11 protein-coding genes, 1 tRNA gene and 1 riboswitch are annotated in these 12,606 nt (G+C 61.4%); of the genes, 9 read left to right on the forward strand and 3 right to left on the reverse strand.

What is annotated here, in order from left to right; translation table 11 throughout:
- Positions 1-22 precede the first annotated feature (22 nt).
- Positions 23-233, forward strand: a riboswitch (cobalamin riboswitch).
- 31 nt (positions 234-264) lie between these two features.
- On the forward strand, positions 265-939 hold the full coding sequence (locus NANH_RS0110030) for an energy-coupling factor ABC transporter permease (protein WP_027261927.1): 675 nt from the start codon (positions 265-267) through the stop codon (positions 937-939).
- 343 nt (positions 940-1,282) lie between these two features.
- Here NANH_RS0110030 and pheS read toward each other — a convergent pair whose 3' ends face one another.
- On the reverse strand, positions 1,283-2,356 hold the full coding sequence (gene pheS, locus NANH_RS0110035; RefSeq protein WP_027261928.1) for a phenylalanine--tRNA ligase subunit alpha: 1,074 nt from the start codon (positions 2,354-2,356) through the stop codon (positions 1,283-1,285).
- A gap of 255 nt (positions 2,357-2,611) precedes the next feature.
- Here pheS and NANH_RS0110040 point away from each other — a divergent pair, with 255 nt between their 5' ends.
- The 5 genes from NANH_RS0110040 (at position 2,612) to NANH_RS0110060 (ending at position 7,639) form a co-directional block, all read left to right on the forward strand.
- Positions 2,612-3,751, forward strand: coding sequence for a serine hydrolase domain-containing protein (locus NANH_RS0110040; RefSeq protein WP_036049662.1), 1,140 nt, complete (start codon positions 2,612-2,614; stop codon positions 3,749-3,751).
- A gap of 3 nt (positions 3,752-3,754) precedes the next feature.
- Positions 3,755-4,933, forward strand: coding sequence for a YbfB/YjiJ family MFS transporter (locus NANH_RS25910; protein WP_036049664.1), 1,179 nt, complete (start codon positions 3,755-3,757; stop codon positions 4,931-4,933).
- Positions 4,934-5,064: 131 nt separating this feature from the next.
- Positions 5,065-6,078: an ABC transporter substrate-binding protein gene (locus NANH_RS0110050; RefSeq protein ID WP_027261930.1), complete on the forward strand. Its 1,014-nt coding sequence runs from the start codon at positions 5,065-5,067 to the stop codon at positions 6,076-6,078.
- Between the two features lie 6 nt (positions 6,079-6,084).
- Positions 6,085-6,852 carry an ABC transporter ATP-binding protein gene (locus NANH_RS0110055; protein ID WP_027261931.1) on the forward strand — a complete coding sequence of 256 codons (768 nt, stop codon included), beginning with the start codon at positions 6,085-6,087 and terminating at the stop codon, positions 6,850-6,852.
- The gene (locus NANH_RS0110060; RefSeq protein ID WP_027261932.1) at positions 6,845-7,639 is read left to right on the forward strand and encodes an ABC transporter permease; all 795 of its coding nucleotides are present in this window, start codon (positions 6,845-6,847) and stop codon (positions 7,637-7,639) included. The genes NANH_RS0110055 and NANH_RS0110060 overlap by 8 nt, the downstream gene beginning before the upstream one ends.
- 37 nt (positions 7,640-7,676) lie before the next feature.
- Here NANH_RS0110060 and NANH_RS0110065 read toward each other — a convergent pair whose 3' ends face one another.
- Positions 7,677-8,639, reverse strand: a complete 963-nt coding sequence (locus NANH_RS0110065; RefSeq protein ID WP_027261933.1) for an acetyl-CoA carboxylase carboxyltransferase subunit alpha — start codon at positions 8,637-8,639, stop codon at positions 7,677-7,679.
- A gap of 87 nt (positions 8,640-8,726) precedes the next feature.
- Positions 8,727-9,335 carry a LysE family translocator gene (locus NANH_RS0110070; RefSeq protein WP_027261934.1) on the reverse strand — a complete coding sequence of 203 codons (609 nt, stop codon included), beginning with the start codon at positions 9,333-9,335 and terminating at the stop codon, positions 8,727-8,729.
- A gap of 314 nt (positions 9,336-9,649) precedes the next feature.
- On the opposite strand from NANH_RS0110070, the gene NANH_RS0110075 reads away from it, so the two are divergent.
- The 3 genes from NANH_RS0110075 to NANH_RS0110085 all read left to right on the forward strand — a co-directional run bounded on the left by NANH_RS0110075 (position 9,650) and on the right by NANH_RS0110085 (position 12,167).
- Complete coding sequence (locus NANH_RS0110075) at positions 9,650-10,639, forward strand: NADPH:quinone reductase (protein WP_027261935.1); 990 nt, start codon at positions 9,650-9,652, stop codon at positions 10,637-10,639.
- Positions 10,640-10,714: 75 nt separating this feature from the next.
- Positions 10,715-12,025 (forward strand): mechanosensitive ion channel family protein, encoded by a 1,311-nt coding sequence (locus NANH_RS0110080; RefSeq protein WP_027261936.1) that lies wholly within the window; start codon positions 10,715-10,717, stop codon positions 12,023-12,025.
- Positions 12,026-12,092: 67 nt separating this feature from the next.
- Positions 12,093-12,167: transfer RNA gene (locus NANH_RS0110085), tRNA-Gln, on the forward strand.
- Positions 12,168-12,606: the final 439 nt, after the last annotated feature.

Below are 12,606 nucleotides of genomic sequence, written 5' to 3' on the forward strand. Positions count from 1 at the left end.
CATTGCCAGACCGGCGAATTCTCGGTTAACTAAATCGTCTGGTCCCATCGTCGAAAGTCATGGGCTAAGAGGGAATATGGTGCGGACACAATCGTGACCCAAGCCAGAGCCGCCCCCGCGACTGTAAGTGGCGAGCCTCTGTTCAGCATGCCACTCGTGCTTTTCTGCACGGGGAAGGCGGACAGAGGCACTGACCCACAAGCCAGGAGACCTGCCGGACGCTGAACACAAACCATCGTCGGGTGCGGCGAAAAGGAGACAGACATGCATATCGAACCTGGAGTAGTCCACGGGGCCAAAATGGTGCTGGCCTATGGAACGGCGGCTGGCGCTGCCGGTTACAGCGTCAAGCTGGTCAACGACGAAATCAACACCCGCCCCATTGCGTCGCTAATGGCCCGCAGCGTTGCTGCCACGCTGGCGGTTCTTATCTTTTTCGAACTGCTGCCGCATTTCCCGGTCGGTGTTTCCGAAGTCCACTTTATCATGGGCACGACGCTGCTTCTTATACTTGGAACGGCACCAGCCGCCATTGGTCTGGCCGCAGGGCTGGCGATTCAGGGGATGTTCTTTGCTCCGACTGATCTGCCGATGTATTTCGTCAACATCACCACCCTGCTGGTGCCACTGTTCGCGATCCACGCCATGGCCCGCAAGGTGCTGCCGCAGAACGTGGCCTATGTCGATCTGGGCTATGGAGATGTGCTGAAACTGTCCGCCGCCTATCAGGGCGGAGTGATCGCCTGGGTCGCATTCTGGGCCTTCTACGGCCAGGGCGTGACTGCGGAAACCTTTGCTTCGGTTGGTGCCTTTGGGATGGCCTATGCGCTGGTCATTCTGGTCGAGCCGGTATTCGATCTGGCCGTTCTGGCCGGTGCCAAGGCGCTCAAGGCGCGCAACTCCGGTCTGGTCACCCGTCGGCTGTACAACGCCGCCTGATCGCCCGGTCACAACTGTAACGATGCCCGCCGGTTCTCTCCGGCGGGCATTTGCTTGCCCGCCCCTCAGGCGCCGCATTCCAGGACGTCGACCTCGTACCCATCCGGAACGGCAACAACGAAGAAGCGCACAACCAGATCGCCATCCGGTGCAAACAGAACGCGGATCGTGGAATGGATCGATTTCGCCGTGTCAGAGGCTTACTGCCATTGAAGCAGCGGACGCAGGGTTAACGATACATCCGCTGTACAAACGGCATCAATGCCCGCATGGCCTGGGTCGCGCGATCAAGCCCTAACTGGCCAAAGTCTGGATTGCGCTCACCGGTACGCCAACCCCGATTCTAGCGGCTCAGCCCGCCATGCAGTGTCGGCATATCCAGCGCCGCAAACCCGTAATGCCGCAGCCAGCGCAGATCGGAATCAAAAAACGCCCGCAGGTCGGGGATGCCGTATTTCAGCATCGCCAGCCGGTCGATACCCATGCCAAAGGCAAAGCCCTGCCATTGATCGGGGTCGACACCGGCAGAGCGCAGCACATGCGGATGCACCATGCCGCTGCCCAGAACCTCCATCCAGCCGTCGCCCTCGCCAATCCGCAACTGGCCATCGACCCATGAACACTGAATGTCGACCTCTGCGGACGGTTCTGTAAAAGGAAAGTGGCTGGCACGAAAACGGGTCTTGATACCGTCGATTTCAAAGAATGCGGCAAAGAACTCCTCGAGCGTCCATTTCAGGTTGGCCATGCTGATGTCACGGTCGATGGCCAGTCCTTCCACCTGATGGAACATCGGCGTGTGGGTCTGGTCGTAATCCGCGCGATAGACACCGCCAGGGCAGATAATGCGAATTGGCGCACCCTGCTGTTCCATCGACCGGATCTGCACCGGGCTGGTATGGGTGCGCAGCACATGGGGCGGGCGGTTATCGCCCTCGGCGCGGTGCATATAGAACGTGTCCATCTCGGCCCGTGCCGGATGGTGGGACGGGATATTCAGAGCGTCGAAATTGTACCAGTCGGTATCGATGCGTGGACCTTCGGCAACCGAGAACCCGAGTTCCGCAAAGATCGCGGTCAGTTCTTCGGTGACCTGCGACACCGGATGCACCGTGCCCTGCCCGCGCTGCCGCGACGGCAGGGTTACATCCAGCCATTCGGTCCGCAGGCGCTCGTCCAGCGCGGCATCGGCAAGGGCGGCTTTTTTGGCCGCCAAAGCGCTGTTGATCTCGTCTTTGAGCGCATTCAGCGCAGGCCCGGCAATCTGGCGTTCCTCGGGGGTCATCTTGCCCAGCTCGCGCATTTTCAGCGCCACCTCGCCCTTTTTGCCGATGGCAGTGACGCGAATGGACTCGAGTGCGGATTCATCCGCGGCCCCGGCGATTTGTTCCAGATATTTGGCTTTCAGGTCATCCATGCCCGCTCTCCTGCAGTCTGCTCGCGCCCTGCTATCACAAGGGACGATGAAAGCAAGACGGGCGGGTCGTTCTGAGGATGATCCCGCATCTTGCCGTGATCGCATCGGAGGGGGGCGAGGCCGGTTTCCCCCCGATGTCCAGTATGCAGTCAGGGCACGGAACGGGCACGTCGGTGCGCTTTCCGGTCAGCGTGGCAATGGACAGGCCGGGGCCGCGCCGTTAGCGTTCGGCCATATCAACGCGGGAGGGATAGCATGAGTAACTTACAGACGGTTCTGAACCTGGCGGTGGCGGCACAGCAAGTGCCCTTTGTCGTCGGCATGGTCGGCAACGCGGACGGGATAACCTTCAGCGGTGCCGCCGGGGATGCGGCCGAAGGGCGCGCAGCTGCCGAAGACACCGCGTTTCGCATCTTTTCCATGACCAAGGCGATTGGCTCGCTGGCCGCGATGGTATTGGTTGATCGCGGCCAGCTAAGCCTGGACACTCCGGTCGCCGATGTACTGCCGGCCTGGAACGATCTGAGGGTGCTCGAAGGGTTCGACGGCGAGACCCCGATCCTGCGGGAGCCAAAGACCGTGGCCACCTTGCGCCATCTGGCCACCCATACCAGCGGGATGGAGTACGAGTTCTGGAACCCGGATGTGCCGAAATACATGGAATTGACCGGCCACCCAACGGTGCTGTCGGGGCTGAAATCGGCGCTGATGTATCCGCTCACCACCGATCCCGGCACACGCTGGGGCTATGGGCCGTCGATCGACTGGCTGGGGCAGATGGTCGAGGCGGTGGACGGGCGGCGCATCGATGCGTTCTGTCAGGCGGAGATTTTCGATCCGCTGGGCATGGTGGACACGGCGTTTGAATCCGATGCGCTGGCCGATCGTCTGTGCAGCGTGTCGATGCGCGGCGAGGATGGTGGCTTTGGCCCGTTCGAACTCGCTCCGCCGCCGCGACCGGAATTCTACGGCATGGGGCACGCGCTTTATTCCACTGCGCCTGACTACATGCGGTTCCTGCGGATGGTGCTGAATGGCGGCGAACTGGGCGGCAACCGGTTGCTGTCGGCGGATGCGTTCCGCCAGTTGATGGCGGATCAGATGAACGGGCTGACCTTTCAGAACATGATATCGGTTGCACCGCCGGTCAGCGCGGACGTCGAACTGCCGCCCGGAACCACCCACAGCTTTGCCTTTTGCCGCACCGAAACCGACATTCCCGGCAAACGCAGCGCCGGGACCGTCAGTTGGGCGGGCGTGTGCAACACGCATTATTGGGTCGATCCCGCCAAGGACGTCGCCGCCGTGATCATGACCCAGAGCCTGCCTTTCGTCGAGCCGGGGTTGCTCGCTGCCTATGACGCCTATGAACGGGCTGTATATGCCGCGCTCTGACCCATGAGCCGCGACCCCACCCGCCCTTGGCTGGTCCTGTTCGGGCTGGCCCTGGGCATGTGCGTAACCAACAGCTTTGCGCGCTTCGCCTATGGCTTGATGCTGCCGGCAATGAAAACGGAAATGGGCTGGAACTATACCCAGGCCGGGTGGCTGAACACCGCCAATGCAATCGGGTACATTTTGGGCGCGGCGCTGACCATGGGGCTGATCGGACGCGTCGGCGCGACCCGGCTGTTTTCGTTTGGCATGGTCACGACGGCGGCCAGCCTGATGGCGACCGGGTTGCAGGAGGCGCTGTGGTGGCAGACCCTTTGGCGCGTTGCCGCAGGGCTGTTCGGGGCGATGTCGTTTTCCTCCAGCGGCGCGCTGGCGGCCCAGTTGTTCCAACACGATGCCCGGCGCAATGCGCTGGCGATCGGATTGCTGTTCGGCTTCGGCGGCGGGCTGGGGATCCTTTTGGCCGGTGCGGTCATTCCCTTGATGCTGGACCGGTTCGGGAATGGCGCGTGGCCGCAGGGCTGGATCCTGATCGGGCTGACCAGTTTTGCCTTTGTCCCGCTCAGCCTGTGGGCGGCGGCACAGTTGAGCGGCCCCAGACAACAAGGTCCCAGGCCCATTCGCCTGCCTCTGCGCCCGATACTGGCCCAAATGGTCGGTTATGGTACCTTTGGCCTGGGCTACTTTGTCTATTTCACCTTTCTATCGGTCTGGATGACGGAACGGCAGTTTGGCGCAGGTATGATTGCGACGGTATGGGTGCTGCTCGGTCTGTGCCTGTGCGTCTCGCCTTTCGTCTGGCGACCGGTCTTTGCGCGCTTCAACTCCGGTGCGCCTCTGGCGATGATCCTGACCTGCATCGCGACCGGCACCGCACTGCCGGTGCTGTGGCCCGGACCGGTTGGCCTGTTGCTGTCCGCAATGGCCTTTGGGTTGTCGGTGTTCATGTCCCCCAGCGCGGTAACCAGCTTTATCCGCCACAACCTTCCGATGCAGAATTGGGGGGCGGCGATCAGCCTGTTCACCCTGGTGTTTGCCGTGGCCCAGACCATTGGCCCTTATGCGGCGGGCTGGCTGGGCGACCTGACGACCGATCTGGGGATCAGCCTATTGGCGGCCTCGGGCGTCTTGCTGTCCGGAGCACTGGTGGCGTTGCAGCAAAAACCCTTGCCGCAAAATTGACGGCTGTCGCGCGCCGCGGCTTGGCGGTTTCAGGCTGCCGCGGGGACAATTCCGGCAGGAAAAAGACGCGGGCGATTGCCCTTGAGCAGACAGCGGGCGATAAGGTCGGCAGCAACAGGGAGGACTCGACAATGACAGAATTTTCACGCAGGGGTGCATTGGTGCTGATCGGGGGTGCAGCAAGCCTGCCAATGCTGGGAACCCCGGTCCTGGCCAATACCAAGGTCAATGTCGGCGCGTTGCGCTTTACCAGCCACGCGCCCAGTTTCGTGGCCTTCGAGCGAGGATATTTCGCCGACGAAGGTCTGGATGTCGAGTTCAAATTCTTTCAGGCCGCGCAGCCGATGGCCGTTGCCATCGCGTCAGGAGATGCGGATTTCGCGGTAACGGCGATATCCGGCGGGTTGATCTCGCTGGCGGAAAAAGGGGCCACCAAGGTAATCGGCGGTGCGCTGAGCGAAGAGCCGGGCATCGACGGACAGATGATTCTGGCCAGCAACGCCGCGTATGCGGCCGGGTTGAACGCCCCGTCGGAACTGAACGGCAAGAGCTTTGCAGTGACGCAAACCGGGTCTTCGTTCCACTACATGGGATCCAGGATCGCCGACGCCTATGACGCGGATGTGGCCTTTAAGCCCCTGCAGAAAGTCGGCACGATCATCGGTGCGATGAAATCCGGCCAGGTCGATGCCTGGACCATCGTGCCCCATATCGGCAAGGCGCTGACCGGGGCGGGCGCGGTGCAGCACATCGGCATGGTCGCCGACTACATCCCCGATTATCAGGTCACCACGGTTTTCACCTCGGCCGCCAATGCCGCGAACGAACGCGCCAAGTCCGAAGCATTCCTGCGCGCCTTCAGCAAGGGGGCGGATGATTTCAACGCCGCGCTGGTCGACAAGTCGGCAGGCCCGGATGCTGAGGCCGGGATGGTCTCGCTGATCCACAAATATGTCTATGCGGATCAACCTCTTGAAAAGGCAGCGCCGTCGATCATCAACGGTGCCATGCGCATCAACAAGGATGCGGCGCTGAACATGGGGTCGGTCACCGATCAACTGAACTGGTTCAAAGCCGAAGGTCTGGTCAAGGACGGCATCACCACCGATACGCTGGTCGATCAAACATATGTGCAAACAATCTGACGCGACATGGATCTGACGCTGGACAGGGTAACGCACCGGTATGGCGACATGCCGGTGCTAAAGGATATCTCGCTGCGCATTCCGGCGGGGCGGATCCTGTGCGTGATCGGCCCGTCGGGCTGTGGCAAGTCCACCCTGTTGCGGCTGATCGGCGGGCTCGAGCGGCCCGACGAAGGGCAGGTTCTGCAATTGGGCACGCCGCCGCCCGGTTGTCTGAACCCGCTGACCTATGTGTTTCAGGACTTTGCCCTGTTGCCATGGCGCAGTGTGGCGGGCAACATCTCGCTGGTGCTGGAAGATCACGGCATTCGCGGCCCGGCGGCGGAGACTATCATCGACGATGTTCTGGCTCGCACCAAGCTGAACGATTTTCACAATGCTCTGCCGCGACAGCTGTCCGGCGGCATGAAGCAACGGGTCGCAATTGCCCGCGCGCTGGCGGTGAACCCGGCCGTGATGCTGCTGGATGAGCCCCTGTCCGCGTTGGATGCGCAGACCCGGGAATTGCTGATGGAGGATCTGGTGGCGCTGTGGGAACGCGCACCCTTTACCGGCGTTTATGTCACCCACAACCTGGCCGAGGCGGTGCGGCTGGGCCATTCCATTGCCGTGTTGTCACGCCGCCCCGGGCAACTGCGCGAACTGATCGATGTCGATGTGCCGCTGGCGGACCGACAGCCGGGCGATCCGCAACTCGAAGCGCTGCAGGCCCGCCTGTGGCAATTGATGAAAGACGAAGCCATGGCGGCGGATCAGGAGCTGCTGGATGTCTGACGCCGCACGCCCAGTCCCGTTTCGCGGCGGCGGGTTCCGCCCGGTCGCCAAACGCGGTGCCGGCTTGGCGGTTTTCGTGGCGCTGCTGGCGCTGATGGAATGGGGCACGCGGGTGGGCTGGATTTCCAACCTCACCCTGCCACGCCCCAGCGACGTGGCCACAACGCTGATCGATCTCGCCCGCTCGGGGCTGTTGTGGACGCACCTGAGCCTTTCTTTGTCACGGCTGCTGGCGGGATCGGTGCTGGGCATTACTACCGGGATCGGCGTTGGGGTGGCGATCGGGCTGTTCAGCTATGTACGCGCCGGGCTGATCCCGCTGGTTGCCGCCTTGTTCCCGATTCCCAAGATTGCACTGTTACCGCTGTTCGTAATCTGGTTTGGCATCGACGAAGGCAGCAAATACGCTCTGATCGCGTTGGGAACGTTCACTCCGACAGTGGTCTCAACCTATGGAGCTGTGGACAACGTAGACCGCACCCTGATCCGCATGGGCCAGAGTTTCGGGCTGAGCTGGGCCAGTATCGTGCGCAAAATCGTCTTGCCCGGTGCACTGCCCGGCATTCTGTCGGGTCTGCGGGTCTCGATCGCCATCGGTATCATCCTGCTGGTCGCTGCCGAGATGCTGGGTGCCGAATACGGCATTGGCGCCTATATCCTGCAGGCGGGCTCGCTTTATGACTTGGAACGACTGTTTGCAGGGGTGGTGATCCTGTCAGCCCTTGGCGTGCTGAGCAGCTGGCTTATTGGCTTGGCCGAAAAACGACTGCTGCGCTGGCGGGTTTGATTGAATGGGCCTGGCCTGCGGAGTCGGGGCCGCTCCCCTAGGCCGCGAGCCCCTTTGAGCCCATGTCCAGATATTTGCTGCGCCGGTCCTGCAAAAGGGCCGCACGGTCCATGCCCTTAAACTCCTTGAGCATCGTCGATAGAGCTTTCTTGACCGACGCAATCGTCTGCGCCTTGTCGCGATGCGCCCCGCCCCTGGGTTCGGGGATGATACGATCGATCACGCCCAGTTTCTTGAGGTCTTGCGCGGTCAGACGCAGGGCCTCGGCGGCTTCGCGCATCTTTTCCGAGTTTTTCCACAGGATCGAGGCGCACCCCTCGGGGCTGATCACCGAATAGATAGAATGTTCCAGCATGGCGATACGGTTGGCCGTGGCAAAGGCCACCGCCCCACCCGAGCCACCCTCGCCGATAATCACGCTGACCAGCGGCACACCGGCCTGCAGACAGGCCTCGGTCGAGCGGGCGATAGCTTCGGACTGACCGCGCTCCTCGGCACCCTTGCCAGGATAGGCCCCAGCCGTATCCACCAGCGTTACCACCGGCAGATTGAACCGGTCCGCAGTCTGGATCAGGCGCACCGCCTTGCGGTACCCTTCGGGCCGCGCCATGCCGAAATTGCGTTCGATGCGGGACTTGGTGTCGCTGCCCTTTTCGTGGCCGATCACCATCACCGGCTGGTCCTCGAACCGCGCCAGGCCGCCCATCACCGCCAGATCGTCAGCAAAATTGCGGTCGCCCGCCAACGGGGTGTATTCGGTGAACAACGCTGCAATGTAGTCCTTGCAATGTGGGCGTTCCGGGTGCCGCGCAACCTGGCATTTGCGCCAGGGGGTCAGGTCCCGGTAAAGATCGTCCAGTAGCTTGGAGGCCTTTGCATCCAAACCGGCGGCCTCGTCGGCCACATCCATCTCTTTGTTGGACCGCGCCAGGGCGCGCAACTCTTCAGCCTTGCCTTCGATTTCGGCCAGGGGTTTCTCGAAATCCAGATATTGAGTCATTGCCGCACCTCACAGATTGACGTGTATATGGCCAAAGCCTGCACGGTTTGCAATTGGCAGCACGCGTCGCGATCAGATTGCGCCAAATCATTGCACCCCGCCAATGGGCGACAGGATCGGATAGAGCGAGGCGACCAACAGCGCCGCCATGGTCCAGTTGAATGCGGTCAGGCGCGCGGAACTGGTTAGAAACCGTGCGATTTGTTGTCCCAGAATCGTCCAACTGCCGACGGAGGGAATATTGACGGCACCAAAAATCAGCGCGACCAGAACCACGGCACCAAAACTCTGCGACGGCGTGTAGGCACTGATCGCGGTCAGCGCCATCGCCCAGGCTTTGGGGTTGACCCACTGAAACGCCGCCGCCTGCAGGAAAGTCATCGGTGCGCCCCCGGTGTCCTGACGGCGCACCGGTGCCGCAGTCGCAATCTTGAAGGCCAGATACAGCAGATAGACCACACTGGCGATTTTCAGCACGTCATAGGTCACCGGAAAGGCATCGAACACCTGTACCAGCCCCGCACCCAAAAGCAGGATCATCAACACGAAACCCAGGCCGACGCCCAGCATATGCGGGATCGTGCGGCGAAACCCGAAATTTGCGCCTGATGCCATCAGCATCAGATTGTTCGGCCCTGGCGTGATCGACGAAACGAACGCAAACAGAACCAGCGCCAGAAATAGGTCATTATTCATGACGTAGATTTAAGGGATCTCCCGCCCCGAGTAAAGCCGGGCCGGCACCCGGATCGGCCCGCCACAATCCTGAAAGACCGGGGCGGAGCCGTGCGGGCCTTCGTCCAGGTAATGTACCCGCTGAGTGCCGCCTTAGGTGTCGTCGACCGACAGGTAATTGGTGCCATGGGGATAGTCGGGCAGGGTTATAAACCACACGTCGGGAGTACGCAGGGCTTTCATGTCGCCTCCCCGTTCTGATACCTCGAACCTGACTGGCGCGACCGGTCCCGCCACCCCTGACGTACCGAAACTTCAGCTCAAGGAACCCATCCATGCAAGCCGTGACCTATAGCGCCTTTGGCCCCGCCCAAGATGTTCTGACACTGGCCCAGATCGACACCCCCGCGCCAGGCAATGGCGAAGTCTGTGTCGATCTGAAATATTCCGGCGTGAACCCATCGGATGTAAAGGCGCGGGCAGGAAGCCGCCCTGGCGTAACCAAACCACCGTTTCCCGTCGTTATTCCGCACAGCGATGGCGCAGGCGTGATCAGCGCGGTCGGAGACGGGGTCGATCCGGACCGTATCGGGCAACGGGTCTGGGTCTGGAACGGACAATGGCGACGCGCCTTTGGCACCGCCGCCAGCCAGATCGCATTGCCGCAGGAACAGGCCGTACCCCTGCCCGATCATGTCGACCTGCAAACCGGTGCCAGCCTGGGCATCCCCGGCCTGACCGCCTGTTTTACCGTCTTCAGCGGCGGTGATGTTACGGATAAGACTCTCCTTATACAGGGCGGCGCGGGAACCGTCGGGTTGCTTGCGGTACAGTTGGCGAAATGGGGCGGTGCGCGGGTCATCGCGACGGCGCGCGGCAAAGGTGTGGACCGGGTGCGGCGAGCAGGCGCCGATGTAGTGCTGGATTATTCCGCGGCCGATCTGGCGAATCAGATCCTCGCGGCCAACGACGGACAGCCGGTCGAGCGGATTGTCGAGGTTGAATTTGGTGCCAACATTGCGACAAACACCGAAGTGATCGCGGAAAACGGGGTGATCTGCGCCTATGGTTCAGCCCACCAGATGAGCCCCGTGTTGCCCTTCTATCCCTTGTTGTTCAAGGCCGTGACGATCGAGATCGTACTGATCTATCTGCTGACGCCCGCACAGAGGAGCGCGGCCATTGACCGGCTGACGCAGGCGCTGAACGACCGGGTACTGGATTTCCCGGTCCAACAAGTGTTTTCGATGTCAAACTGCGCCGCCGCGCATGAGGCGGTTCAGGCGGGCGGACGTGCCGGATCGATTCTGTTACGCACTGCGTGAGCAATCTGGCGGATTGTCATTGGCATTTGTTCTGTAGCAGGCCACCTTTGAGGCCATGATCGGAGAGATTTTTTGATGCGTTTTCTTCTTATCTGCATGCTGAGCCTTGCACCAACGCTTGTCGCAACCCAGGATACTCAGCCTACCGGCATCATCGAGGTAGAGGAAAGCGCGGCGCAGGACGCCGCGATCGCCACTCGCATCCGCGATATCCTGGACGAGCTGGACGGGTTCGACGACGTTACGGTCTCGGTGACCTCCGGGATCGTGACCTTGCGCGGCAGCACGCTGGACGGAGAGGCGGCGCGCCGCCTGAACGCATTGGCCAGCCGGGTGCAGGGTGTGGTGGCGATCGAGAACGAGGTGACGGAAACCACCGACGTGGTCGAACGGCTGAACCCGGCAATCGCCCGGTTTATGGCCCGTCTGGCTCAGGCCATCGCTTTTCTGCCGCTTCTCACCATCGCAGTTGCGGTCTTTGTTCTGGTGGTTCTGCTGGGTTTCCTGCTGGCGCGGCGGGCACAACCATGGGACCGGCTGGCACCGAATGCTTTTATCGCCGACATCTATCGCCAAATCCTGCGGCTGGTTTTTGTTGTGGCCGCGATTGTGATCGCATTGGACATCCTGGGAGCCACCGCTCTGTTGTCGACCATCCTCGGAGCGGCAGGGATCGTCGGTCTGGCCATCGGGTTCGCGGTTCGCGATACGGTTGAGAATTTCATCGCTTCTGTGCTGTTGTCCATACGCCAGCCGTTTCGCCCCAATGACACGATTGAGATCGAAGGCGATATCGGAAAGGTGATTCGGTTGACCAGCCGCGCCACCATCTTGCTCAGTTTTGACGGCAATCATATCCGTATTCCCAACGCGACCGTGTTCAAGAGCCGGATCATCAACTACACGCGCAACGACGAACGCCGGTTCCTGTTCGAACTGTCGGTCGCACCCGATACCGACCTGGCCATGGCCCGGCAGGTGGCATTGGACACGCTGCACCGCTTGCCCTTTGTTCTGCCCAGCCCGGTCGCCTCGGCCTGGGTCGAAACAGTCGGTGACAGCACCATCACCCTGCAGATGGCCGGTTGGATCGCCCAGCACGAAACCTCGTTCACCCTGGCGCGCAGCGAGGCGATTCGCCTGACAATCCTGGCTTTCGAGAAAGCCGGCATTGCCATGCCCGAACCGACCTTTCGAATCTCCGGGCTGGATCCGCTCGCCCCAGCGCAGGCGCAACCGGTCGCAAGCCCCCCACGCCCCCAGTCCAGCCCCGCCCCGCACGACGTCGCCGCAACGGCCAATCAGGAACTGGAACGCATTGTCGACAAAGAGCGGGCAGGCCAAGAAGACGATGATCTGCTGAACAGAGAAGCCCCCAGTGAATAGGCAGTCGATTTTTCCCATTTCTGGTCTTGCACAGCCGCCCCGACCAGACTAATTAGCCGCACACCGTTGGGGTGTAGCCAAGTGGTAAGGCAGCAGTTTTTGGTACTGTGTATCGTAGGTTCGAATCCTACCACCCCAGCCAGTGATCTTCCGATCAACAGACCAAGCACCCGACCCACCCGCTGGCGGGGAAATGCCCCCGTTTAGTGCCCCAGTTGGTTTGCATACAGAGACGAGCCTAGGGGCCGCGTTAGCCTTGCTTGAGTGGATGTCTCGGGACTAGCCGGAGATCCCTCTCTTCCCTAGTTCTTGGGGTTCTAAGGCTAGGGGAATAGGTATAAGTAATGAATAGAAAGCGGAAGGGAAGAGGACCCGGTGTTATCCTTCCTTCCCGACCTAGAATAAGAAGATAGGTGGACAATGGGAGACATAGAGGACCCTTGGCACTCCCGCCCGATCGACGTCCACTGGACGTGTCGCGCTTTTGTGCTGTCCCAAGTGCTCGTTTAAGCCACGTTCCGTTCGAAGGCGACCGGGCTTTTCCAACCCAATGCTGAGTGCCGTCGACGCGGATTGTAGAA

Source organism: Sedimentitalea nanhaiensis DSM 24252, from assembly GCF_000473225.1.
In the GTDB taxonomy this organism is placed as follows: Bacteria; Pseudomonadota; Alphaproteobacteria; order Rhodobacterales; family Rhodobacteraceae; genus Sedimentitalea; species Sedimentitalea nanhaiensis.